A 23,973-nucleotide genomic window follows, 5' to 3' on the forward strand; every position below is an offset into this window, starting at 1 on the left:
GTCTCGCGAAGTGAGAGCGGAACAAGGCGTGCTCCCGGTCTGTCTCGGCGTCTTGGCTGAGGTGCGGAGCAACAGCCCGCTCAGGGGCATATGCGCGGAACGCCGTTGAGGGCGGACCATTACTCTGCCTGAATTTGTCTGTACGCCGACAAGCTAGCCCGGAAGGCGAAGTTCTCTCCCTCCCGCATCCACATCTCCACAAATGGAGCGGACGCCTTGGCCGAGCCCGGAACCAAGTCCCGCGCACTCCTTGGTTCTATTGCAATGAAGTGAACCCTTCCTTTCATTGCCAGGCCCTTTCCGGTTTCGAACCTACGATCACCAGCACTTGTCCATCCCTCGCACCACCCGGAATGAGCCTTCGATGAAACTCGCCCTCCGCCGCGCCGCGGCGATGTCCGCGGCCGCCGCTCTCGCTGTTCTGCTGTCGTCCTGCGGGTTGTCCGACTCGTCCGCCGAGGGCCGGATACGCATCGGGGTGAACGGCGCGGACCCGGAGTGGGACGTCCTCGCCGAGGAGGCAAAAGAGAAGGGCCTCGATGTGAAGATCGTCAACTTCGACGACTACCAGCTGCCCAACAGGGCGCTGGCCGACGGGGACATCGAGCTGAACGCCTTCCAGCACCTGGCGTTCCTCAGCAAGTTCAACCAGCAGAACGGCACCGACATCGTGCCGCTGACCTCCACCTCCGTGGCGCCGATGGGCCTGTACTCGCTCAAGCACAAGTCGGTCGCGGACCTCCCCGACGGCGCCCGGATCGCGATCCCCAACGACCCGTCGAACCAGGGGCGGGCCCTGCTGGTGCTCCGCGAGGCCAAGCTGATCGGCCTGCGGGACAAGGCCGGCATCTACGGCACGCCGGACGACATCACCGACAATCCCAAACACTTGAAGATCACCCCGGTCGACGCCCAGCAGACGCCGCGCACCCTCAAGGACACCGCCGCCTCGGTCATCAACTCCGGGGTCGCCGAACAGGCGGGCTACAAGATCGAGCAGGCGATATACCGCGACGACCCGGGGAGCGCGGCCACCCGCCCCTACGTCAACGTCGTGGCGGCCCGCGCCGCCGACAAGGACGACCCGGACCTGCGGGAGATCGTACGGATCTACCGGTCCCCGAAGGTCCAGGAGGCGGTGCGGAAGTCCTCGGGCGGCGCCCGGTACGTCGTGGACCTCCCCCGGACCGAGCTGGAGCAGGAACTCGGCCGCCTCACGAAGCAGGGGAGCTGACGGCCGTGATCGAACTGCGGGACGTCGGCAAGACCTACCCGGGCGGGAAGGGAGCCGTGTTCACGGCGGTGGACGGGGTCTCCCTGACCATCCCCAAGGGCAGCGTCTTCGGCATCGTCGGGCACAGCGGCGCGGGCAAGAGCACCCTGCTGCGGCTCATCAACCACCTCGAAGTCCCCACCTCCGGGCAGGTCCTGGTGGACGGACGGGACCTCGGCGGGCTCACCGAGCGGCAGTTGCGGGCCGTGCGCCGGTCCATGGGCATGGTCTTCCAGCAGTTCAACCTCTTCCGCTCGCGCACCGTCCTCGGCAACGTCGCCTATCCGCTGCGGCTGGCGGGGACGCCCCGCGCCGAGGCCAGGAGGCGGGCCGAGGAGGCGCTGCGCTTCGTGGGCCTGGCCGACCAGGCCCGGAAGTATCCCGAGCGGCTCTCCGGCGGCCAGCGCCAGCGCGTCGGCATCGCCCGCGCGCTCGCCACCTCCCCCGGCGTGCTGCTGTGCGACGAGGCCACCTCCGCGCTGGACCCGGGGACGACGCGCGAGGTGCTGGACCTGCTCAGGCGGGTCAACGCCGAACTGGGCATCACCATCGTCCTCATCACCCACGAGATGGACGTGGTCCGTTCCCTCTGCGACCGGGTGGCCGTGATGTCCGACGGCAGGGTCGTGGAGAGCGGGGAGGTCTACGAGGTGTTCTCCCGGCCCCGGCACCCGGTCACCGAGGTGTTCGTGCGCTCCGCGCTCCAGGACCTGCCCGACGGCGAGGCCCTGGAACGGCTCCGGGCCCGGCACTCCGGACGGCTGGTCACCGTACCGGTCACCCGGGACGAGGCCGCCGCCGGACACCTGTCGCGCCTGCTGCGCGAGCACGGGGTGGACTTCACGATCGCCCACGCGGGCGTCACCGACGTGGGCGACGCGCCGCTCGGCGGCGTCACCCTCGAACTGCGCGGCGCGGAGGGCGACATCGACGCCTTCCTGGCCGCCCTGGCCCGGGTGGACGAACCCACGACGACGGCGGGTGCGCGATGAAGGTCGACTGGAACGAGTTCTGGCCCCGGGTCGTCGACGCCACCGGCGAGACGGTCTACATGGTGCTGCTCACGCTGGCGCTGTCCGTGGTCCTCGGCATGGCCGTCGGCCTCTCGCTGTACGCCACCCGCAAGGGCGGCGTCCTGCCGAACCGCGTGGTGTTCGCCGTGCTCAACACCCTGATCAACATCATCCGCCCGGTGCCGTTCGTCATCGCGATCGTCGCGCTGTCCCCGGTGACGCGCGGCGTGGTCGGCACGACGATCGGGACCGACGCGGCGGTCTTCCCGATGGTGGTCGTCGCCACCTTCGGCGTCGCCCGGATCGTCGAGACGAATCTGCTCTCCGTCGAACCCGGCGTCATCGAGGCCGCCCGGTCCATGGGCGCGGGCCCGCTCCGGATCGTCGTCACCGTGCTGGTCCCCGAGGCCCTCGGGCCGCTCGTGCTCGGGTTCACGTTCATGCTCGTCGCCCTGATCGACTTCTCGGCGGTGGCCGGGACGGTGGGCGGCGGCGGAGTGGGCAACCTCGCCATGACGTACGGGTACCTGCGCTTCGACACGTCGGTCATGGTGGTGACCGTGGCGGTGCTCATCGCCCTCGTCCAGGTCGCCCAGGTGCTGGGCAATGTCCTGGCCCGCAAGGTGCTCCGCCGCTGACGCTTGCGCACCGGCGGACGCCGTGCCGAGACTGAAGGGAGGCAGGAGGTACGGCAGTGGCAGTGACCGTGGCCCTGGCGGGGGACACCATGCTGGGCCGCGGCGTCGCCGAACGGCTGGAGGCGGCGCCGGAGCCCGGGACCCTGCTGTGCGCGGAGCTCCGGGAAACGCTCGCGGCGGCCGATCTGGTCGTCCTCAACCTGGAGTGCTGCGTCTCCGCGCGCGGTGAGCCCTGGCAGGCCCCCGGGAAGCCGTTCTTCTTCCGGGCGCCACCGGTGGCCGCGCGGGCCCTGGCCGAGCTGGGCGTGGACTGTGTGAACCTGGCCAACAACCACGCCCTCGACTACGGCTTCGACGCCCTGACGGACACCCTGGAGCTGCTGGCCGACGCCGGGATCGCGGTGGTGGGCGCGGGACGGGACGTGGAGCGGGCCCGGGCGGGCGCGGTGCTGGAGGCCGGCGGGCGGCGCCTGGCGGTGATCGGCGCCACCGACCACCCCGAGGACTTCGCCGCGGGACCGGACCGCCCGGGGGTCGCCTGGGCCGACCTCCACCACGGCCTGCCCGGCTGGCTCCGGGACACGGTGGCGACGGCGTCCCGGGAGGCCGACGCGGTGCTGGTCACCCCGCACTGGGGACCCAACATGACGTCCGCGCCGCCCGCCTACGTCCGCGAGGCCGCCGCCCAGTTGCACGCGGCGGGTGCCGGTCTCGTCGCCGGGCACTCCGCGCACGTCTTCCACGGCGCCGGCCGGCGGACCCTGTACGACATGGGGGACTTCGTCGACGACTACGCGGTGGACCCGGTCCTCCGCAACGACCTCGGCCTGCTGTTCCTCGTCACCCTGGAGGACACCGGACCGGTCCGGCTGGAGGCCGTCCCGCTCCAACTGGAGTACGGGCACACGGAGTCGGCGTCCGAGGGCGGCCGCGCGTGGATCCGGCACCGGTTCTCGCGCGCGTCGGCGGACCTGGGGACGGCCGTCGCCCCGGCGGACGGGGGGCGGCTGACGGTGGACTGGGCGGCGGACACTCCCTGAGGGGTGTCGGGTGGGGAACTTGGCCCCTGCGGCGCGCGTCCTCAATCGCCGGACGGGCTGACTTCAGCCCGTCCGGCGATTGAGGACAACCGCGCGCAGCGCGGTTTCAGGGTGTGCGGGGCCCTCCCAGCAGAAACGGTGAAAGGGCGGGGCAGGGGCCAAAGACCCACCGGTCACCCACTACGGCGCGGCGTCACCCACCCGGCCCGTGACCGCCCGCGGCGGCGGGACGGCCCGCCGAGCGAACCGGTCCTCGAACCGCGCGAAGGCGCACTCCTGCTTCCACTGCACCGCCGCCTTGGGACTGGCCGCGAGCACGGCCGCGCACTCCGCCCGGGGGCGCGGCGCGCCCGGCCGGTCGTGGGCGCACTCGGACACGGCGGTGAAGCCGTCCCGGTCGCGCCAGAGGCTGCGGCCGGGCAGGAAGCCGTACTCCAGCGAGGTCCTGGCCAGGTCCTTGAGCGCCCGGTAGCCGAGCCGGTGGGCGGTCGCGGCGCGCTCGTACTCGGCGGTGATGTCGCTGCGTTCGACGCCCTCGTCGTCGGTGGCGAGGGCGACGGGCACCCCGTGCTCGCGGTAGAGCGCGAACGGGTGCCGGTGGCCCTCGACGCCCAGGATCTGGGCGTTGCTGGTGAGCGGCGTCTCCACCAGCACCCGCCGGGCGGCCATCGTGGCCAGCAGCTCGTGCGGGTCGTCCTCCCAGCCGATGTCCACGCCGTGGCCGATCCGGCGGGCGTGGCCGGTGAGCACGGCCTGGCGGATGTGGGAGCGCAGTTCCTCCCGCCCGACCAGGCCCGGCACCAGCTCGCCGGCGTGCAGCGTGACGGGGACGCGCGGGTACCAGGTGTGCAGCCGGTCCAGCATGCGCATGTGGAGGCCGTAGTCCCGCAGGGCGACGGCGCCGTCCTCGGGGGCCACCAGGTTGACGGAGACGAACCGCGGGTCCCTGCGGGCGAGTTCGAAGCCCAGCAGCAGCTCGGTGAAGACCTGCTCGGGGGCGGCGGAGCGGTCGGCCTGGGTGATGAAGCGGACCTCCAGGCCGCAGCCCGGGTGCGCCAGGCGCGTCCCGCAGCGGGAGGCGGTACGGAACTCGGCCACGGCCCGGTCGGTGGCGGCCCGCGCCCGGTCGACGAGCCGGCGGAGCCCGTCACCGGCCAGCAGCCGGGCGCGCAGCCGGGACAGGTCCGGGTCGAACCCGGCCCGTCCGGCGAGCGCGGCCACCCCGGCCGTGGCGTGGGTGACCATCGTCTCCAGGTAGAACTGGTGCTGCCGGGCGGCCCGGTCGGCGATCTCGCTGAGCAGCCGTCCCATGTGCCGGGTCTCCACCCGCTCGAACTTCTCGAAGGTGGCGAAGAAGTGGTCGTGCCCGGACTCCCGGCCCGGCAGGAAGTCCTGCATGGACCAGGCCCGTACGAGGTGCCGGTGGAACGCCCGGTCCTCCCGGACGTCGGCGGCCGGCCGGCCGCCCGCGGGGCAGGGCGGCGGCACGGCGCGCAGCGAGCCCTTCTCGATGCACAGCCCGTCCTGCGCGGCGAGGTCGAGCAGCAGCTCGGTGGGGGCGGCTCCGCCGAGGTGGTTGTGCAGGTCGGCGCCCTTCGGCAGGGCGTGGAGGAACGCCCGCAGCGCCCGCCGGTCGCTCCGGACGCGTTCCATGTACGCGGCGGTGGCGGCCTCCGTGCCCGTCGGCGGGGCCGTCCGCTGCCGGTCGCGGCCCGGTGTCCCCCAGGCGGGCAGGACGGCGGCGCAGAGGACCGCGGCCAGGGTGCCGCGCAGCAGCGTTCGTCGATGGCTCACGGAACCTCCCGGCGGCGCCCGTTGTGGGATGACGACACTGGTCTACCGTCTGACCGCCGCCGTTCACCACGGCAACGCGACATCACACGCACAACGGGCCTCTCCCCGTTGCGCAGTTGACGCCACCGGCACCGACGTCCCGTCCGGAGGGCGGGACGCGGGACGCGGTGGTCCGCTGCGGTCCGTGCGGGAAGCGTCACCGTCCGCGCAGGGGGCGGGCCCGGGCGATCGGATTTCCCGCATCGGCGGCAGAATGGATGCGGGGACACTCGACCGAGGAGTGAGCCATGGAGCACACGACCGAGTGGAGAATCCGCCTGGACGTCTCCGAGGACGACGCCGGCACGACGAAGGCGCGCGCGGTCCTCGACACCGGTGCCACCTCCCTCACGGGCCAGGGCGTCGCCCGGTGCGCGCCGGGTGATCAGGACATCGCGGTGATCGGCGACGAGTTCGCGGCGGGCCGTGCCCTGCGCGACCTCGGGGAGCAGCTGATCGGCACCGCGGAGCGCGATGTGGCGACGCGCGGGGCGGGGCCGGAGCCGCGGCGGTCGCCGATGTACGGATGGGAGCTCTGAGGCCCACAGGGCCCCCGGGTCCTCCCGCGGGCCCGGGCGGCGTCTTCACCCCTCGCGGCCCTCGCGCTCCCGCCGGAGCACGTCCAGGACCACCGCGCCGTCCACCGTCTCCTTGGCGACCAGCAGGTCCGCCAGCCGGTCCAGGGCGGTGCGGTGCTCCCGGAGCAGTCCCAGCGCCCGTTCCTCGGCCTGCCCCAGCAGCCGGGCCACTTCCTGGTCGACGATCCGCTGGGTCTGCTCCGAGTAGGGCCGCCGCAGCAGTTCCTCGGCCGTCTCGCCGAGCATCTGCTGGCCGGAGGTGGCGTACCCGACCGGGCCCAGCGCGCTGGACAGGCCGAACTCCCGGACCATGCGGGTGGCGATGAGCGTGGCGCCCGCCAGGTCGTTGGCCGCGCCGGTCGATCCCTCCTCGAAGACGACCAGCTCCGCGGCCCGGCCGCCCAGCCGTACGGCGAGCAGGTCGGTGAGGTAGCCCTCGCTGTACAGGTGCCGTTCGGCCTCGGGCAGTTGCTCGGTGACGCCCAGGGACACCCCGGCGGGCAGGATGGTGACCTTGGCGACGGGGTCGGCGTGCTCGCACAGGGCGGCGACCAGGGCGTGGCCCGACTCGTGCACCGCGACCGAGCGCCGTTCCTCGGGGAGCAGGGCGTTGGAGGTCTCCCGGCGGCCGAGGAGCACCCGGTCGCGGGCGGTGTCCAGGTCCTGTGCGGTGAGCACGGAGCGGTCGGCGCGGACGGCGTTGATGGCGGCCTCGTTGACGAGGTTGGCGAGGTCGGCGCCGGAGAAGCCGGGGGTGGCACGGGCGACGGTGTCGAGGTCGATCCCCGGGTCGAGGGTCTTGCCGCGGGCGTGGACGGCGAGGATGGCCGCCCGTTCGGCCTGGTTGGGCAGCGGCACGGTGACCTGCCGGTCGAAGCGGCCGGGGCGCAGCAGGGCGGGGTCGAGGGCGTCGGGCCGGTTGGTGGCGGCGAGGACGACGATGCCGGTGCCCTGGTCGAAGCCGTCCATCTCGGCGAGGAGCTGATTGAGGGTCTGCTCGCGCTCGTCGTTGCCGCCGAGCCGGGTGCCGCCGCCGCGCCGGCCGCCGACGGCGTCGATCTCGTCGATGAAGATGATGGAGGGCGCGCGCTTGCGGGCCTCGTCGAAGAGGTCGCGGACCCGGGAGGCGCCGACGCCGACGAACATCTCGACGAAGGCGGAGCCGGTCACCGAGAGGAACGGCACGTCGGCCTCCCCGGCGACGGCGCGCGCGAGCAGGGTCTTGCCGGTGCCGGGCGGACCGACCATGATCACTCCGCGTGGTCCCTTCGCCCCGGCGCGTGCGTAGCGTTCCGGGCTGCGCAGGAAGTCGACGACCTCGCCGATCTCCTGTTTGACGCCCTCGTAGCCGGCCACGTCGGCGAAGCCGGTGGTCGGCCGCTCGGCCTCGATGATCTTCGCCCGGGACCGGCCGATGGCGCTGATGCCGCCGGTCAGCGACCCGGCGGCGCGACGGGCGCCCCACAGGAAGAAGGCGCCCAGGAGGAGCAGGGGCAGGAAGGCCAGCAGGACGGACAGCCAGGGGCTGCCCTGGCTGCTGCGGGACGCGGTGATCTCCACGTGCTGGGACTGGAGCTGCTGTTGGAGCTGTCCGGCGCCGAGGGCGGTGGGCAGCTGGGTGGTGAACTCGGTGCCGTCCTTGAGCCGCCCGGTCACGGTTCCCTTGTCGCCGATGTCGACGCTCCGCACCTGTCCGGCGTTCACCTTGGCGACGAACTCGCTGTAGCTCTCCTCGTGGGACTTCTCGCCGGGGAACCCGCGGGCGAGCAGCAGGACGATCACAAACGTCACCAGGACGAAGGCCAGGACCCAGCGGCCCCAGGAGGGCCCTGGCTGCGGGGTGGGCCGCCGGGGCGGCTCGGGCGGGGGCCCGGGGCGCCCGGGGGGAGCCAGGTGCCGGTGCGGCAGGCGAATTCGTGTGATCACGGAACCTGCTCTCTCTCGCGGGCGACGCGGCCACGGCGCCCCATTCGTCCAGGATCGGGGATCAGGGCCCCACCCGGCAGGGCCGAACGGGGTCGCACTGGGCCACATGGGGCATGCGGCCCAGCTCAGGGGGTATGCGGCCGGGGCCGCGGATGGCCCGGCCACGGACGGACCCGCCCCGTGTGCCGCGCGTCCGGCCGTCCCGTACGGTCGAGCCGAGTACCGGCGGGGCGGCAGCAGCCGACGGCACGACGAAGGCAAAGGAGCTCCGGGTGACCAGCGCCACCGAAAGTGCGGACCACGTCAGCGTCCACCTGACCGGCTGCGGCCGGGAGACCGCCGACGCGGTCATCGCCGCCCTCGACGCCGCCTTTCCCGCCAGTCCCGGCACCCTCCTCGCCGAGAAGGGCGGGCCCGTGGCCAAGGAGGCCGCTCCCGGCAAGCCCGTCATCTGGTGCACGGTGGTCGACACCCGGGCCCGCCGGGCCCGTACCGACACCGCGCCCGTCCCGCTCGGCACCCCGGTCTCCGTGGACCTCTTCGGCGCCGCACAGCCCGTGCGTCAGGTCCAGGAGGAGCTGGCCGCCGCCTTCGGGGTGGAGGAGCACGGCACGGTACCGGGCGAGCACGAGCTGGAGGTGCGTCTCCTGCTGACGCCGGTCTCGGGGACCTCGTCCGCCGGCTAGCCCGCGTGGTGCGCGAGCGGCCCGAGGGGCCTACGGTGCGTCGGGGGACGCAAGCCCCGTACCGTACATCGCATGGCACAACAGATGGTTCACGAGGAACGGCACCCCGCCCCGCTCACGCGGGCACGGCAGCGCGGGACGCTGCCGCTGGTCCTCGTGTCGGCGGTCGCCTGCTCCCTGCTCCTCACGTCCTGCGGAAGCGACGGCGGCGCCCGCGAGGGCTCCGTGAAGACGGCGGCGACGAGCGGCGGAACGGGCGGCGGGACGCTCGCGGATGACGAGGCGGACGGCGGCGAAGGGGACGAGGCGGAGGACATGGGCGCCGGGGACGACGAGGCCGACGCGGACGACGAGTACGACGAGGAAGAGGACGAAGAGGAGGCGGACGGCGAGGAAGAGGAGGAGGACGACGACGAGGAGACCTCCGCGTCCGCCTACGAGGAAGGCTTCGACACCGGCCAGGACGTGCTGGAGGCCCGCGGCAAGGGCGCGGCCGTCCGCGAAGTGGTCTGGGGCGGGTGCGAACAGCGCGCCAAGGAGGCCGAGACCGCCTATCCGGACGCCTGGATACGCGGTTGCCGCAAGGGAGTTCAGACCTTCCGCGACAAGTGACCCCCCTGAGCGGCCCCGTTCCGGACGCGCTCAGCGCAGCGTGATCACCCTCGCCCCGCCCAGCGAGCCGCGCGTGCCCACCACCCGCACCGTGGCCTCGCGGTCGCCGATCAGCCTCCGCAGCACCGCCGGTCCGGGCTGGAGGCGCCCCCGGGCGTAGAGGACGAGGTGGGTCCGGACCGCGGCGGGCGGGCGGGGACCGGTCCGGTACTGGTCGAACGTGACGGCGTCGCAGCCGGAGTACCAGCCCGTCTCGGGTTCGTAGGCCGTGACGACCAGGCAGGGGCCCGGGCCCGCCAGGCCGCGTGCCACGGGAACGGTCGACGCGTGCTGCGCCATCGGCCCGGGCATCGCGGCGTGTGCCACGTACTGGGCGGTGGCCGCCACGGTCACGGCGGCGAGCGCGGCCACCGCGGCGAGCAGGGGCCCGGCACCCCGGCCGGCCCGCTCGGCGGTGTACCGGACGCCCAGGACGGTGAGCAGCACCACCGGCAGGTAGACGAAGCGCGGTTCGCCGTCCGTGGCCAGCCCGAGGACGACGGGGACGAGGACGGCCGTCAGGCCCAGGAAGGCGTGACGCCGGTCGTCGGGCCGTCCGGTACGGCCGCGCAGCACCCGGCGGACCGCCGCCGCCGTACAGCAGAGCCCGGCCGTCATGACCACCGCGCCGAGGTCACCGGCCAGCCGGTACGGGAAGACGGCGAGGTAGTAGACGAGTCCGTCGCCCGGGTAGGAGCGGTTGGCCCGCCCGGTGGCGTCGAGGATCAGGCCCAGGGGCCATCCCCGGGTGCGCGTGGCGAGGACGCAGTGCGGGACGAGCCCGGCGAGCAGGATGCCGCCCGCGACCGCCAGCCGGCGGCCCTGGGCCAGCCAGGCCCGCGGGCCGTAGGCGAGAAGGGCGGCGAGGACGACGGCGAGGAGGTTGCCCACCACGCCGTAGCGCAGGTGGAAGGCGGCCAGTGCCGCCACGGCGGCGGCCGGCAGGGTCAGCGGGCCTGGCTTCTCCTGCGCGCGGACGAGGAGGAGGACGACGAGCAGCAACAGGCCGGTCGCGCCGATGTCGTTGAGGAACTCCGGGACGCGGCGCAGGAATCCGAGGCCGCCCAGTACGAGCAGCGTCACCACGACGGCCTGCCGGGGGCCGGTCCAGCGGGCGGCGGCGCACCAGGTGACCGTCAGTGTGAACAGCGTCAGGAGGAGGGCGACGGCGCGCAGGGCGCCCACGTCGTCGTGGACGGCGAGCGCGAGGCGGCCGAGGGCGGCGAGGCCGGGCGGGCGGTAGTCCCCCCAGCCGGCGGCGGGTGTGCCGTCCCGCCAGGAGCGGGCCTTGTTGGCGTACACCGCCTCTTCGTGGCCGATGAGGGGTTCGTGGTCCTGGAGCACGGCCCAGACGGCGGCGGCCGCGCCGAGCACGGCGAGGGCGCCGGCCGGGGCGGGGATCCGCCGGAGCGCGTCCGCCCACCGGACGAGGACGGCCGGCACCCGGCGCCCCGCCCAGGGCCGGGCCACCAGCCAGGCGGGGACGGCGAGGAGCAGGAAGGGCCACGGATGCCGGCCGGACAGCCGGTCGTCGACGCCGGACGCGAGCAGGATCCGCTGCGCGACGGCGGCGCCGGTGGTGAGCACCGCGATCGTCAGGGCCGGGCGCCGGACCACCGGCGGAACGGTCCGGCGCGGACGCGGCCCGGGGGCAGGGGCGACGGGCGGAGGGAGCGCGGCGGTCGGCATGGCGTCCTTCGACGGTCGGGAGCGAGGGACCTGGATGCTCGCCCGGCGCCGCTGAAGGGACGCTGAAGGAAGCTGAAGCTTCCTTCAGGGTGGCCGGGGCGGTCCCGGCGATACTGGCCCGATGCGCCTGTTGGTGATCGAGGACGAGGAACGGCTCGCCGCCTCCCTGCAAAGGGGGCTGGCCGCCGCCGGTTACGCCGTGGACGTGGCCCATGACGGGCTCACCGGGCTCCACTTGGCCCGCGAGCACCCGTATCGGGCGATCGTGCTCGACATCATGCTGCCTGGACTCAACGGCTACCGGGTGTGCGCCCGGTTGCGGGCGGAGGGCGTCACGACTCCGATCCTCATGCTGACGGCGAAGAACGGCGAGTACGACGAGGCCGAGGCCCTGGACACCGGCGCCGACGACTTCCTCGCCAAGCCGTTCTCGTACGTGGTGCTGGAGGCCCGGCTGCGCGCCCTGCTGCGGCGGGGCGGCGGCGGGGCCCGGACGGTCCTCGGCGTCGGTGACCTGTGGCTCGATCCGGCGGACCGGTCCTGCCGGCGCGGCGAGGTGCCCGTCCGGCTGACGGCGAAGGAGTTCGCCGTCCTGGAGTGCCTGATGCGGCGGCCCGGCGAGGTCGTGTCCAAGCCGGACGTCGCCGAGCAGGTGTGGTCGGCGGAGTACGACGGCGACCTCAACATCGTCGAGGTGTATGTAAGCGCGCTGCGCCGCAAGGTGGACCTGCCGTTCGGGCGCACGACCATCGAGACGGTGCGCGGCGGCGGTTACCGGGTGAGCGCGCGATGACCGCCGGTCCTCCGCGGCGGGCGCTGGGCCGCCCGCGGACGAGAGCCACCGCGGTCGCCGCGCTGACGGCGGCCGGCGTGCTGCTGGTGTCCGTCCTCCTGCTGCTCCACGCGGACGCCGTCGCCGCCGCGCACCCGCTCCCCCACCGGCGGTACGGGCCGCCCGACCGCGTCGGCCCGGTGATCACCCGCCTCCGGGTGCTGGGCACTCCTTTGGGAACCCTGCTGGTCGCCGCCGCGACCTGGGCGGCCGGCGGGCCGCGTCAAGGGCCGCGGCTCCGTGCCGCCGTCGCCGCGGGGATCCTCACCGCCTGGCAGTTGCACGCGCACACGGGCTGGCTCCGCCAGTACAACCACGGCGACCCTCAGGGAACCGCCCGGTTCGCCGCCCTGTGGGGGCTGTTGTTCGCCGCTCCCGTCATCGCCCTGGTCGTCGCCGTCGCGGCCTGGACGGCGGCGGAGCCCTCCTGGCGGACACTGTCCACGCGGGGGCGGCTGGCGCTCGCGGCCGGTGCGGGGACCGCGCTCGTCCTGCCGTGCGGCCTGTGGTGGGAGTCCCACATGGGACAGAACGACGCCGGTTACCCGTCCACCCTCGGCTGGGGCATGTTCATCTGGCCACCGGTCGCCGCCGCGCTGCTCGCCGTCGCCGCCTGGGCGACGGCCGGACGGGCGCTGCGCCCGGTCGAGGCGATCCGCCGGGAGCTGGAGGACATCACGGCCCGCTCGCTGGACCGCCGGGTTCCGGTGCCCCCGTCGGGCGACGAGATCACGCGGCTGGCGCTGACGACGAACGCGATCCTGGACCGGCTGGAGAACGCGGCCGAGCTCCAGCAGCGTTTCGTCGCCGACGCCTCCCACGAACTCCGCAGCCCGCTCACGGCCCTGCGCACCTCGCTCGAAGCGGCCCTGGCCCACCCCGGCGAGGCCGACTGGCCCGCCGCGGTCCGCAGTGCGCTCGACGACGTCGTCCGGTTGCAGCGGCTGAGCGAGGACCTGTTGCTGCTGGCCCGGCTGGACGGGGGCGTCCCGCCCGGCGAGGCGGCGGTCGACCTCGCCGGCCTCGTCCACGACCTGGCCGAGGAGTACCGCCACCGGCGCCGGGAGCGGCCGCTGCGGATCCACTGCGCCACCGGCGAGGACCCGGCCGTGGTGCGCGGCAGCGCCGTTCAGTTGGAGCGGCTGATCCGCAACCTGCTGGACAACGCCTGCCGTCACGCCAGGACCGGCGTCGGGATCACGGTGCGTCCGGACCCGTCCGGGACCGTCCTGGTCGAGGTGACCGACGACGGCCCCGGTGTCCCCGCCGCCGAACGCGAGTACGTCTTCAAGCGGTTCGGCCGCCTGGAGGACGCCCGCGCCCGGTCGTCCGGCGGCTCCGGTCTCGGCCTGGCCATCTCCCGCGAGATCGCGCATCTGCACGGGGGGACACTGCACTTCGCGGACGCGGTGCGGGGAGCGCGGGCGGTGGGGCGGCTTCCGGCGCTTCGGTGAGGGAAGGGCTCGTCCCCGTGTCGCCGGGGCCGCGTCAGAGCACCCGCCGGAGCCAGCCGTGCTTGTCCTCCGCGCGGCCGTACTGGACGTCGAGCACGTGCTCGCGCAGGGCCAGGGTCTTCTTGCCGGGCGCGCCGTCGCCGACGGTGAGGGCGTAGCCGTCGCCCTTGAAGCCGACGATCGGGGTAACGACGGCGGCGGTGCCGGCGGCGAAGGTCTCGGTGACGCGGCCTTCGGCGGCGGCGGAGCGGAGTTCGTGGAGGGTGACGGGCCGCTCGACGGGGGTGAGGCCGAAGTCGGCGGCCAGGGTGAGGACGGTGTCGCGGGTGACGCCTTCCAGGATGGTGCCGAGTGCCGGGGTGACGAGCTCGTCGTCGGAGGTGATCAGGCAGAGGTTCATCGTGCCGGACTCCTCCAGGGTGCCCTCGCCGGCGCTGTCCAGGTACATGACCTGGTCGCAGCCGTGCTGTTGGGCCTCGATCTGGGCGGCCAGGCCGGCGGCGTAGTTGCCGCCGCACTTGGCGGCGCCGGTGCCGCCCTTGGCGGAGCGGCTGTACCGGTCGCTCACCCAGAGGGTGACTCCGGTGACGCCGGAGGGGAAGTAGGGGCCGGCGGGGCTGGCGATCACGGAATAGGTGATCTCCGCGGCGGGCCGCACGCCGAGGAACGCCTCGGAGGCGAACATGAAGGGACGCAGGTAAAGACTCTCCTCGCCGGTGGGGACGGGGACCCATGGCTCGTCGGCACGGATGAGCTCCTCGACGGCGGTGAGGAAGTCCTCCTCGGGAAGCTCGGGCAGGGCCAGGCGGCGGGCGGAGCGGGCGAACCGGCGGGCGTTGGCCTCCGGGCGGAACAGCCAGACGCTGCCGTCGGCGTGGCGGTACGCCTTCAGGCCCTCGAAGATCTCCTGCGCGTAGTGGAGCACGGCGGCGCTCGGGTGCAGGGTGAACGGCTGGAGCGGGCGGATCCCGCGGTCGTGCCACCCGGCGTCCGGCGTCCACCGGGCCGAGGCCATGTGGTCCGTGAAGTACCGGCCGAATCCCGGGGCCGCGAGCCGTGCGGCGCGCTCGGTCGCGGGCACGGGACTCGTCGTCCGGGACAGGGGAAAGGCGGTGCTCATGGCCAACTCCTCACGCTGGGACGGTCCCTGCGGCGGGCACCCGCCGCCCGCCGGGCCGTTCCGTCATGTTAATGGCCGTTCACGCCGGGCGGGCCCGCGCTTCGGCGGCCCGCCGCCGTATCAGGCCACGTCAACGGGCGCGGGCCGCGCCGACGTCGGAGACGTCGACGGCGAACCGGCCCGTGGCCCAGGCCATCGCGTCGCCGAACTGGCCGAGGATCGTCCGGTCGAGGTGGGAGACCGTGTCGCAGGTCTGGTGGTAGCAGGGGTCGGTGAGTTCGCCGGCCACTCCTCCGAACAGCCGCTGCCACTCGGGCGTCTTGAGGTGGTTGTAGCCGGCGGAGCCGCCGCCCGCGGGGATGCCGGCGGCCATGAAGGGGGCGAAGTCGGACCGGCCGTCGAACTCCAGCGGGACGGTGGGCAGTCCGCGCCGCGCGAAGCGGTCGGTGAAGACCTTCTCGATGGTGTCGGTGCCGGGCGGTACCGCGCCGGTGCCGTGGTAGACCATGCGCGCGTAGTTCGGCGATCCGATGGTCTCGAAGTTGAGGACGAGCGCGGTCTCCCGGCGTTCCCGCGGGGTCAGTCGGTCCACGTAGTGGCCCGAGCCGACCATCCCCTCCTCCTCGGCGCCCCAGAAGGCGAACCGCACCCGGTTGCGGACCTCGTGCCCGTGGGGCGCCATCCGCAGGGCGGTCTCCAGGACCATGGCGGCACTGCTGCCGTTGTCGTTGAGGCCGGGGCCCTCGGTGGCGCTGTCGAGGTGGGAGCCGAGCACGACGGTGCGGTCGGCGCGTCCGGCGGGGGTGTCGGCGAGCAGGTTGTACGACTCGGTGGTGACCGCGCGGCCCCGCAGGTCGAGGGAGAGCTCGACCCGCCCGCGGGCGGCGTCCGCGGCGAGCTGTTCGCTCTCGCCGCGCGGCAGGTTGGCGGTGGGGACGCGGGCCACCGCGGGCGGGCGGACGGTCGACCGGATGTTCATCGCCGGCGGCTGCTGGTCGACGTTGACCAGGAGGACGGCGGCGCCCGCCGCTGCGGCCAGCTCGGTCTTGCGGGCCAGGTCGCAGCCGCCGTACCGGGCGAGGACGGCGTGGTCGCGGATGTCCGGGCCGGTGTAGTCGGCGGGGTCGCACCCGTAGGCGTTCCGCGGCAGGACGGCGAGGGGGCCGCGCCAGCCGCCCTCCGGCGTGGAGGCGCCGAACCGGGCCAGCAGCGGGTGCAGGGTGCGGCGTTCGGGTGCGGTCACCTCGGCGGTCTCGGCCACCGGGACGCTGTCGGGGAAGGAGAAGCGCTGGACGCGGACCTGGTACCCGGCCTCGGTCAGCCGCCGGGTGACATAGCGGGCCGAGGCGTCGTACCCCTCGGTGCCGGCGGCGCGTACGCCGTGGTGCGCGTCGGCCGCGCGCTGGAACGCCTCCAGGTGGCGCCAGGCGCCAGCCGCGGTGACGTCCGCGGCCAGCCGTCCGGCCAGCCGCTCGGCGTCCTCCCGTACGGCCGTCGGGCCGGCGGCGGATCCGGTGGCTCCGGTGGCGGGCGCCGCCGTGGCCACGAGGAGCGCGGCGCCGGCCAGTGCCGCCGTCCGGAGGGGGGTCCTGGTCAGGACCGCGCGCCACAGCGCGCGGGCCGTGCCGGGCGGTGGGCCGCCGGCTGTTCCCGGTGCGGGCGCGGCGCCGTGAGGAGCGCGTCGAGCCGTCCATCGCATTCGTCGCAAAGGCATCTGGAGCCCCCCGGGTACCGGTACACAGCCTGAACCGCATGTGGCGGGGCAGCCTAACGCGACTGTTGGGGCGGGCAAGGTCCCGAGCGGCGGTTTTGGGCCGAAGTACCGTACGTACAGGTACTGTTCGGCCCTCCCTCTTCCCGCCGATTGACCGCCCCCATGGGGGCCACAAGAATCGGAACGCCTTGTCCATCCGCACGTGACCGGGGGTTTCCCGGGCATTTCCGCGGGAGGACAACACGGGGGAACCAGAAGGGATTTCCGGCCGACGGTGTGGCCGGTTCCCTTCGCTCCGGCGCGTTCACCGGCGCACGCGCCGGGTAGGCGCAACGCGCATGACCGCAAGCGACATCCGGGGAAAGGAAAGCTCGTGACACGCCTTACCGCCACACGGTTCGTGAGCGCCGCCGCCGCCACAGGCATCGCGCTCGCAATCGCCGCCTCCGGGACGGCCCAGGCGGACCGGGACGGAGCGGAGACCGCACTCGGGACTCCGACGTGCGGCACCTCCGACCTGCGGATCTCCTTCGCCGAACGACTGGGCGGCGGGATGAACCACGCGGGCGGCACACTGGAGTTGAAGAACACGTCCGGAGGGACCTGTGCGCTGCGCGGTTACCCCGGGCTGGGCCTGGAGGACGCCCGCCACACGCCGCTGCCCACGCACACCGTCCGGGGCAGCACCTATTACGCCGACGACCCGGGCAACCAGCTCATATATCTGAAGCCCGGTCAGGCCGCCCAGGCCAACGTGGCCTGGACCCATTCGGGCTCGGAGGCCCGGCAGAGCTCGTATCTGCAAGTCACCCCGCCGGCCGCCCGCACCCACCGGACCATCGCCCTCGATGACGCGGTGGACTTCGGGGAGCTGCACGTCACGGCCGTGGCCCACAAGGTCCCGGTACGCGGCTGACGCGTCCCGTCAGTCACCCGTCCCGGGCGGTGCGAACGCTTTTCGGCGCAAAAGCATTGCATCGCCCGGGACTTTGCCGTTTTCGCATTGCTCCATGACCAACTTTTGACTAACCTCCGATCCAGAAGTGAGGGGCGTCGCTCCGCTGAGCGATGCCCGGTTCCGGGCGCACACGGCATCACAGCATCACGGCACCACAGCATCACACGGCAACATCACGTGCACCGTGCGCCCACACAGCAGAACCCGGGCACGCCGTCTCTCCGACGGCGGGTACCCGGGTCCTGGCCAGCAACGCGCGACAGCCGGTCACGAGCTTGGCGGCAGCGGTCGGCCGGCGCGTTGCCCAACTCACCCCGGAGGGTACCGTGAACCACCCGAATCGGCTACGCGCCGCGATAGCGGCCGACGGCACCACCCCCCTCATCGGCGTCTTCGACATGTTCTCCGCGTCCGTGGCGGCCCGGCACTACGACGGCATGTTCGTCTCCGGGTTCGGCTTCGCCGCCTCCCACTACGGCCTGCCGGACATCGGCTTCATCGCCTGGCCCGACCTCGTCTCCTTCGTCCAGCGGCTGCGCCAGGCGTTCCCCGCGCAGCACCTGCTCGTGGACATCGACGACGGCTATGTGGACCCGGAGACGGCCTGCCACGTGGTGCGGTCGCTGGAGCAGGTCGGCGCGTCCGGGGTGATCCTGGAGGACCAGAAGCGCCCGCGGCGCTGCGGGCACGTCGACGGCAAGCAGATCCTGCCGCTGGAGGAGTACCTGGAGAAGCTCACCATGGTGCTGGAGGCGCGCCGCGACATGGTCGTCGTGGCCCGGACCGACGCCACGGAGGAGCCCGAGATCCTGCGCCGCGCCAAGGCCCTGGCGGCGACCGACTGCGACGTGGTCCTGGTCGACGGGGTCCGCAGCGTCGACTGGATCCGCAAGGTGCGCGACGTCATCGGGGACAAGCCGCTGCTGTTCAACCAGATCGCGGGCGGCAAGTCGCCCCGGCTGTCACTGCCGGAGCTGACGGAGCTCGGGGTGGACGTGGCCATCTACAGCACGCCGTGCCTGTTCGCCGCGCAGACCGCCATGGACGAGGCGCTGGCCGGGCTGAAGCGGGACGACGGGCGGCTGCCGGAGTTCACCCCGTCCAGCGTGGGGGTGGCCGAGTGCCTGGCGCTGCTGGAGAGGAACATCTCCCGGCACCACGACCGGGCGCAGGAGCCCGTCGGCTGACCCGGCAGGGGCCCGCCGCACCGGCCGGGTGCGGCGGGTCTCCGCTTTCCGCGGGACCGTCAGGCCTTGGTGCTCCGGCTGCCGAAGCGGCTGCGGATCACCCGCCGCTTGAGCCGGTGGAAGAGCGGGAAGCGCTCGCGGAGGGCCCGTGAGTGCCGGTCGAGCTCCTCCGTCAGCCGCTCGGTCCGCTTCTCCACGTCCAGCTCGTCGAAGATCCGGTCTATCTCCGCCAGCAGGGAGCCGTGCAGCTGCCACTGGCGGGGGTGCTCGCGGACCTTGTCGAGCAGGAGGTGGGCGGCCCGGTCGCGGCTCTGGCGGCCGACGGTCAGGTCCTCGACCAGTCGGGTCTCCGCCTCCTCGGCGTTGGCGCTCACCTGGCTGGTGATCAGGACGGCGAAGCTCTCCACGGCGCGGGCGAGGTGGTGGAGCACGTCCGTCAGGGCGGCGGCGACGTCCTCGGGGAAGAGCGGTTCGTCGGTGCGCTCCCGGGCCAGGTCGGTGAGGGAGCGGCACATCACGCGCAGCACGACGGCGGAGATCTCCAGGGCGTCGAGCCCGGTCCGCAGCACGATCCGGGAGAGCAGGCCCTCCTTGACCCGGGGGTTGAGCCGGAGGCTGTCCTCCGCCTGCCGCAGCGACACATCGACCTGGGCGACGTCGTGGTCGAGTCTGCGGGCCTCGTGCAGCCGGGCGGCGGCCTCGGCGACCGGGGTGTGCCGCCCGACCTCGGAGCCGAGGTGCCGCATCAGGGCGCTTATCCGGCGGGCCAGGTCCTGGATGGCGTCCCCGGCCGGTTCCACCCACACCGGGGGCACCAGCAGCACATTGAAGAGCAGTCCGACGACCGCTCCGATCACGGTCTCCAGCACCCGGTCCCAGGCGGTCTCCGCCACCCGGGTGACGCCGAGGACGAGCATGGCGCTGATCGCCACCTCGGGGACGAACTCCCCCACATGGACGAAGCGGCCGATGACCAGCGAGGCCAGGATGATCAGCCCGAGGCTCCACCAGGTGAGGCCCACCAGGACGCTGAACCCGATCGCGATCAGGACGCCCGCGACGACGGAGTTCACCCGGCGGATGCCGGTGGTCAGGGTGGAGTAGAGGGTGACCTGGACGACGAGCAGGGCGGTGAGCGGCGCGGTCAGCGGCGCCGGTTCGCTGCTGAGCGTCAGGGCCACCGCGTAGGCGATGACGGCGGCGGCCGTGGAACGCACCGTCTGCGCGACCGCGGGCTCTCTGCCACGTCGGACCAGGGTGGTCAGGGGTTCGGTGAGATCACGCACCGTAGACGCTTTCCCGATCACTCGCGTGGCAGACCCCGGGGTGAGGCACGCCACTCGGGTGGTCGGCGGCCCGGCACCCGGCCGGGCCGTCAGCGGACGGCGAACGGGACGGTGGCGGCGACCACGGCGGAGAGCGAGACGACGAGCGCCGTCAGCAGGGCGATCAGGCACCGCTGGACGCGCAGCCTGGCCCGGCAGGCCGCGTCCTCCCGGTGGCGGGCGCGTTCGGCGGCGGTGCCGGCGTCGAGGAACGCCCTTTCCCAGGGGCCGGGCCGGTGGCCGGCGGGGGAGCCGGCCGCCCGTTCCTCGGCCAGGCGCCGGCCCTGCCAGAGCGCCGCCGGGTCCCGGCCCGACTCCTGCCAGGCGCGGGCCGCCCGGGTGAGCCGGTGGCGGCGGCGCAGTCCCTCGGGGTCCTCGGCGGTCCAGGCGGCCAGGCGCGGCCAGCCGTGGAGCACGGCGCCGTGGGCGAGGGCGGCCCGGCCGTGGTCGAGGGTGACCACCCGGGCGGCGGCGAGCCGTTCGAGCACCGCCGCGGTGTCGGGGCCCTCGCCCAGCTCACGTCGGTCGACGGGGCGCGGGACCCCGGCGTCGCCGGGTTCGGCCAGCCGGAGCAGGATGTCCCGGGCGCGCCGCCGTTGGCCTTCGCCGAGCTCCGCCCAGGCGGCCTCGGCGGTCCGGGCGAGCGTTCCCTCGAACCCGCCGGCGGCGCGTAACCCGGCCAGGGTCAGGCGGTTGCCGTCCCGGTGGCGCCAGGCGGCGAGCAGTGCGGAGGAGAGCAGCGGGAGGGCTCCGGGCTGCCGGTCGGCGCCCGCGACGAGCACCCCGAGCAGGCTCTCCTCCACGGTGCAGTCGGCCCGGGCGGCGGGGGCCGCGACGGCGCGGGAGACCTCCTCGGGGGTCAGTGGCGGCACGGACAACGGCTCCCCGGCGAACAGGGGATGGCCGGCCCACCGGTCGTGCGCGTCGGTGCGGACGCCGAGGATCAGCCGGCAGGGCGCGGCGTGGAGGGTGTCGAGGAACCGGGTGCGTTCGGTGGCGGACGTGCCGTGGGTGAAGAGCCGTTCCAACTGGTCGACGACCAGGACGCCGTCGGGGTCCCGGAGCGCGGCGAGGCCGCGGGTGAGGTCACGGACGGGGTCGGTGCCGGGGACGCAGGTGACGACCGCCGGGGGCCGGGGGGCGGTGGTGAGCCGGTGCACGGCCCCCGCCTGGAGGAGCGAGGTGGTGCCGGCGCCGGAGGCCCCGGTGACAGTGACCACCCGGTCCCGGCGCAGCCGTACCAGCAGGGCGTCCACCAGCCGTTCGCGGCCGAAGAAGCGGTCGGCGTCGGCGGGGGCGTACGCGGCGGGGCCGGCGTAGGGGGGCCGGCGGGGGTCGGCGAGGGCGGCGGCCACGGCGTGCCAGCGGGCCTCCCACTCCCGTACGTCGCCGCCGCAGGCCCGTACGTAGGCGGTGGTGACGGCGAGGGACGGGAGTCTTCGGCCGCCCGCGGCCACGGAGAGGCTGGCCGCCGAGGAGTGGGCGCGCAACGCGAGTTGCCGGTAGGTGGGGCCGCCGGCCCGTTCGCGCAGGGCCCGCAGGCCGGCGGCGAAGCGCAGTAAGGGGCTGTCCCCCGGGTCCAGGGGTCGTTCCTGTCGTGGCACTGCCCTGCCTTTCCGGCCGTGGCCGTCCGGTGCCGGACGCGGGGCGGACGGCGGTGCGGAGCGACCGAACGAAGGGTCGGTCTGCACCGTAACGGTCGGGTAATGGCCAACAACACTATTAATTCCGTCAATTCGACAGTGACATCCCGATCGGGAATGACCAATCCTGTTTATTCAGCGTTGTTCTGAATTGCTTGTTCACTTCGCGCGAGCCGGTCTCGAACAGCGCGGGTGCGGTAGGGATGGAACCACGGGGGCGGATCACCGACGTCGCCGTGCCCTGTTCGTCTGCCGACCCTCGTCGGAGATCCCATGAAGTACTCGCGCTACTGCCGGTCCCTGCTGTCCACCCCCGCCACCGCCGTCCATCGCTACGCCGCCGGCCACCGCTCCGGCGCCGACATCTCCATGGTCGATCTCGAGGACTCCGTCCCGCCCGCGCGCAAGGAGGAGGCCCGGCGCCTCGCGGAGGGCTTCTTCACGGCGTCCTCCGCGGCCGCCGCCCGCTGCGCCGTGCGCATCAACGCCATCAACGGGCCGGACGGGCTGCGCGATCTGCTGGCGTTATGCCAGTACGCGGTCAAGCCGCCCCTCGTGCTGATCCCCATGGTGGAGTCCCGGCGCGACATCGAGATCGTCGAACACGTCCTGGGCCAGGAGTGCCCGCACACCGAGTACTTCGCCGTCGTGGAGACCCCGCGCGGCCTGACCGACGCCGGTGCCATAGCGGCCTCCTCGCCCCGGCTGCGGGCCCTGGTCTTCGGCTCCGCCGACTACGCCTTCGCCACCGGGGCCCGGCTGACCTGGGACGCCCTGGCCTACGCCCGGGCCACGCTGGTCAACAGCGCGCGGGCGGCCGGGATCGAGGTCATGGACGCCCCCCTGTTCGAGGTGCACGACGACGGCGCGCTGCGCTGCGAGGCGGCCCTCGCCAAGGACATGGGATTCAGCGGCAAGATCGCCGTCCATCCCCGGCAGGTCCCGCTGATCAACGAGGCGTTCTCCCCGGACGACGGCACGCTGCGCCGGGCCCGCCGGATCGTGGCCGCCGGCCGGGCGAACGGCCGGGACATCACCCTGGTCGACGGCGTGATGGTCGGCCTCCCGTTCTTCGAGGCGTCCCAGCGGCTGGTCGAGGAGTTCGGCAACGCGCCGCCGCACCCCCCGAACCCGCGCCCCGACGCCCTGCGCTCCACCACCGCGACCCAGGAGAGGGAACCGTGACCGAGACACCCCCGCTCGACATCGTCGGACCGCACCGCTACCGCAACAGCGCCACGATGATCAAGTCCGCCGACCCGGCCTGGATGGGCGCCGCGCAGGCCGGACTGATCGGTGTCGTGGCCGACTCCCCCGATGCCAACAACCACCTCGTCACCCCCGACGGGCACGAGTTCGTGAACATGTGCTCCTGCTCGTACCTGGGGCTCAACCACCATCCGGCCGTGGTGCAGGGCGCGGTCGACGCGCTGCGGGAGACCGGCGCCACGTCCCTCGTCATGCCGACCACCCGGGTGCGGCACCGGCTGCTCGCGCGGCTGGAGGAGGAACTGGGCGAGCTCTTCGGCGCCCACGCCCTGCCGGGCGCCTCGTGCAGCGCGCTCACCGCGGGCATCCTGCCGCTGATCGCCTCCGGCCATCTCTCGGACGGCGAGCCGCGGGTCATGGTCTTCGACCGCTTCTGCCACTTCTGCATGTCCTATATGAAGCCCGTCTGCGGCGACGAGAGCCTGGTGCTCACCTGCGACCACAACGACCTCGACCGGCTGGAGGAGATCTGCCGGACGTACCCGCGGGTCGCCTACGTCGCCGACGGCGCCTACTCCATGGGCGGCGCCGCGGCCCTGGACGGACTGCGGCGGCTCCAGGACCGGTACGGCCTCTTCCTCTACCTCGACGACTCGCACTCGCTCTCCATCCTCGGCGAGCACGGGGAGGGCTTCGCCCGCTCCCAGTTGGAGATGAACGAGCTGACCGTCATCACCGCCAGCCTCGGCAAGGCGTTCGGCACCGGCGGTGGCATCGCCATGCTGGGCAGCCGGGAGATGTTCGAGTTCCTGCACCGGCACGCGGGCCCGGTCGGCTGGTCGCAGAACATGTCCTTCCCCCTCGTCGGCGCCTCGCTCGCGGCGGCGGAGATCCACCGCTCCCCCGAACTGGGACGGCTCCAGCGGCAACTGCAGGACAACATCGCCTATTTCGACCGCGCCTTCCCCACCTCCTTCGCCGGGAACGGGCTGCCCGTACGCCGCATCACCGTGGGCGAGCCGGAGGCGGCCGTCAAGCTCTCGGCCGAGATGTTCCAGCAGGGCTTCTACTGCTCCGCGGTCTTCTTCCCTATCGTCCCCAAGGGCGAGGCGGGCCTCCGCATCATGATCAGGGCGGACCTGTCCCGGGAGAAGCTCGACGAGTTCATCGGCCACATCAAGGATCTGACCGCGACGGACTGAGG

General features: G+C 73.5%; 20 protein-coding genes. 13 read left to right on the plus strand and 7 right to left on the minus strand.

The window, feature by feature from the left end; translation table 11 throughout:
• Positions 1–364 precede the first annotated feature (364 nt).
• The 4 genes from HN013_RS10215 to HN013_RS10230 are packed head-to-tail and all read left to right on the plus strand — an operon-like array spanning position 365 to position 3,964.
• Positions 365–1,234, plus strand: coding sequence for a MetQ/NlpA family ABC transporter substrate-binding protein (locus HN013_RS10215; protein ID WP_171165385.1), 870 nt, complete (start codon positions 365–367; stop codon positions 1,232–1,234).
• 5 nt (positions 1,235–1,239) lie between these two features.
• Positions 1,240–2,265, plus strand: a complete 1,026-nt coding sequence (locus HN013_RS10220; protein ID WP_171165392.1) for a methionine ABC transporter ATP-binding protein — start codon at positions 1,240–1,242, stop codon at positions 2,263–2,265.
• Entirely contained in the window at positions 2,262–2,924 is a 663-nt protein-coding gene (locus HN013_RS10225; protein ID WP_171165395.1) for a methionine ABC transporter permease, read from the plus strand. Before HN013_RS10220 ends, HN013_RS10225 begins: the two co-directional genes overlap by 4 nt.
• Before the next feature lie 56 nt (positions 2,925–2,980).
• On the plus strand, positions 2,981–3,964 hold the full coding sequence (locus HN013_RS10230) for a CapA family protein (RefSeq protein ID WP_171165398.1): 984 nt from the start codon (positions 2,981–2,983) through the stop codon (positions 3,962–3,964).
• 180 nt (positions 3,965–4,144) lie between these two features.
• On the opposite strand, the gene HN013_RS10235 is transcribed toward HN013_RS10230, so the two are convergent.
• Entirely contained in the window at positions 4,145–5,758 is a 1,614-nt protein-coding gene (locus HN013_RS10235; RefSeq protein ID WP_171165400.1) for an adenosine deaminase, read from the minus strand.
• Between the two features lie 287 nt (positions 5,759–6,045).
• On the opposite strand from HN013_RS10235, the gene HN013_RS10240 reads away from it, so the two are divergent.
• On the plus strand, positions 6,046–6,336 hold the full coding sequence (locus HN013_RS10240; protein ID WP_171165401.1) for a dsRBD fold-containing protein: 291 nt from the start codon (positions 6,046–6,048) through the stop codon (positions 6,334–6,336).
• A 45-nt stretch (positions 6,337–6,381) separates the two neighbouring features.
• On the opposite strand, the gene ftsH is transcribed toward HN013_RS10240, so the two are convergent.
• Complete coding sequence (gene ftsH, locus HN013_RS10245) at positions 6,382–8,301, minus strand: ATP-dependent zinc metalloprotease FtsH (RefSeq protein WP_171165403.1); 1,920 nt, start codon at positions 8,299–8,301, stop codon at positions 6,382–6,384.
• Positions 8,302–8,573: 272 nt separating this feature from the next.
• Here ftsH and HN013_RS10250 point away from each other — a divergent pair, with 272 nt between their 5' ends.
• Positions 8,574–8,987 carry a hypothetical protein gene (locus tag HN013_RS10250; protein ID WP_171165405.1) on the plus strand — a complete coding sequence of 138 codons (414 nt, stop codon included), beginning with the start codon at positions 8,574–8,576 and terminating at the stop codon, positions 8,985–8,987.
• A gap of 72 nt (positions 8,988–9,059) precedes the next feature.
• On the plus strand, positions 9,060–9,599 hold the full coding sequence (locus HN013_RS10255; RefSeq protein ID WP_171165407.1) for a hypothetical protein: 540 nt from the start codon (positions 9,060–9,062) through the stop codon (positions 9,597–9,599).
• A 30-nt stretch (positions 9,600–9,629) separates the two neighbouring features.
• Here the strand turns inward: HN013_RS10255 and HN013_RS10260 are convergent, their stop codons facing one another.
• Positions 9,630–11,255, minus strand: a complete 1,626-nt coding sequence (locus HN013_RS10260; protein WP_312018557.1) for a glycosyltransferase family 39 protein — start codon at positions 11,253–11,255, stop codon at positions 9,630–9,632.
• Positions 11,256–11,448: 193 nt separating this feature from the next.
• Here HN013_RS10260 and HN013_RS10265 point away from each other — a divergent pair, with 193 nt between their 5' ends.
• On the plus strand, positions 11,449–12,120 hold the full coding sequence (locus HN013_RS10265) for a response regulator transcription factor (RefSeq protein ID WP_171165412.1): 672 nt from the start codon (positions 11,449–11,451) through the stop codon (positions 12,118–12,120).
• Positions 12,117–13,613 (plus strand): cell wall metabolism sensor histidine kinase WalK, encoded by a 1,497-nt coding sequence (locus HN013_RS10270; protein WP_171165414.1) that lies wholly within the window; start codon positions 12,117–12,119, stop codon positions 13,611–13,613. The genes HN013_RS10265 and HN013_RS10270 overlap by 4 nt, the downstream gene beginning before the upstream one ends.
• 34 nt (positions 13,614–13,647) lie before the next feature.
• Here the strand turns inward: HN013_RS10270 and HN013_RS10275 are convergent, their stop codons facing one another.
• Both HN013_RS10275 and HN013_RS10280 read right to left on the minus strand, forming a co-directional pair.
• Positions 13,648–14,733, minus strand: a complete 1,086-nt coding sequence (locus tag HN013_RS10275) for a branched-chain amino acid aminotransferase (protein WP_171165416.1) — start codon at positions 14,731–14,733, stop codon at positions 13,648–13,650.
• Positions 14,734–14,863: 130 nt separating this feature from the next.
• Positions 14,864–16,447, minus strand: coding sequence for a M28 family peptidase (locus tag HN013_RS10280; protein ID WP_249374901.1), 1,584 nt, complete (start codon positions 16,445–16,447; stop codon positions 14,864–14,866).
• Positions 16,448–16,820: 373 nt separating this feature from the next.
• On the opposite strand from HN013_RS10280, the gene HN013_RS10285 reads away from it, so the two are divergent.
• Both HN013_RS10285 and HN013_RS10290 read left to right on the plus strand, forming a co-directional pair.
• Complete coding sequence (locus tag HN013_RS10285; RefSeq protein ID WP_171165418.1) at positions 16,821–17,363, plus strand: DUF4232 domain-containing protein; 543 nt, start codon at positions 16,821–16,823, stop codon at positions 17,361–17,363.
• A 368-nt stretch (positions 17,364–17,731) separates the two neighbouring features.
• Positions 17,732–18,592, plus strand: coding sequence for an oxaloacetate decarboxylase (locus HN013_RS10290; RefSeq protein WP_171165420.1), 861 nt, complete (start codon positions 17,732–17,734; stop codon positions 18,590–18,592).
• Positions 18,593–18,651: 59 nt separating this feature from the next.
• Here HN013_RS10290 and HN013_RS10295 read toward each other — a convergent pair whose 3' ends face one another.
• Positions 18,652–19,878 carry an aromatic acid exporter family protein gene (locus tag HN013_RS10295; RefSeq protein ID WP_171165422.1) on the minus strand — a complete coding sequence of 409 codons (1,227 nt, stop codon included), beginning with the start codon at positions 19,876–19,878 and terminating at the stop codon, positions 18,652–18,654.
• An 89-nt stretch (positions 19,879–19,967) separates the two neighbouring features.
• Positions 19,968–21,521, minus strand: a complete 1,554-nt coding sequence (locus HN013_RS10300) for a hypothetical protein (protein WP_171165424.1) — start codon at positions 21,519–21,521, stop codon at positions 19,968–19,970.
• A gap of 312 nt (positions 21,522–21,833) precedes the next feature.
• On the opposite strand from HN013_RS10300, the gene HN013_RS10305 reads away from it, so the two are divergent.
• Entirely contained in the window at positions 21,834–22,745 is a 912-nt protein-coding gene (locus HN013_RS10305; protein ID WP_171165426.1) for a CoA ester lyase, read from the plus strand.
• Positions 22,742–23,971 carry an aminotransferase class I/II-fold pyridoxal phosphate-dependent enzyme gene (locus HN013_RS10310; RefSeq protein ID WP_171165428.1) on the plus strand — a complete coding sequence of 410 codons (1,230 nt, stop codon included), beginning with the start codon at positions 22,742–22,744 and terminating at the stop codon, positions 23,969–23,971. The genes HN013_RS10305 and HN013_RS10310 overlap by 4 nt, the downstream gene beginning before the upstream one ends.
• Positions 23,972–23,973: the final 2 nt, after the last annotated feature.

The organism is Streptomyces sp. I05A-00742 (genome assembly GCF_013055795.1).
GTDB lineage: Bacteria > Actinomycetota > Actinomycetes > Streptomycetales > Streptomycetaceae > Streptomyces.

Excerpts from the sequence above, each read along its gene's own strand:
- HN013_RS10215 (WP_171165385.1), top strand. The coding sequence starts at position 365 with ATGAAACTCGCCCTCCGCCGCGCCGCGGCGATGTCCGCGGCCGCCGCT.
- HN013_RS10225 (WP_171165395.1), top strand. The coding sequence starts at position 2,262 with ATGAAGGTCGACTGGAACGAGTTCTGGCCCCGGGTCGTCGACGCCACC.
- HN013_RS10240 (WP_171165401.1), top strand. The coding sequence starts at position 6,046 with ATGGAGCACACGACCGAGTGGAGAATCCGCCTGGACGTCTCCGAGGAC.
- HN013_RS10255 (WP_171165407.1), top strand. The coding sequence starts at position 9,060 with ATGGCACAACAGATGGTTCACGAGGAACGGCACCCCGCCCCGCTCACG.
- HN013_RS10265 (WP_171165412.1), top strand. The coding sequence starts at position 11,449 with ATGCGCCTGTTGGTGATCGAGGACGAGGAACGGCTCGCCGCCTCCCTG.
- HN013_RS10270 (WP_171165414.1), top strand. The coding sequence starts at position 12,117 with ATGACCGCCGGTCCTCCGCGGCGGGCGCTGGGCCGCCCGCGGACGAGA.
- HN013_RS10275 (WP_171165416.1), bottom strand. The coding sequence starts at position 14,733 with ATGAGCACCGCCTTTCCCCTGTCCCGGACGACGAGTCCCGTGCCCGCG.
- HN013_RS10280 (WP_249374901.1), bottom strand. The coding sequence starts at position 16,447 with ATGCCTTTGCGACGAATGCGATGGACGGCTCGACGCGCTCCTCACGGC.
- HN013_RS10305 (WP_171165426.1), top strand. The coding sequence starts at position 21,834 with ATGAAGTACTCGCGCTACTGCCGGTCCCTGCTGTCCACCCCCGCCACC.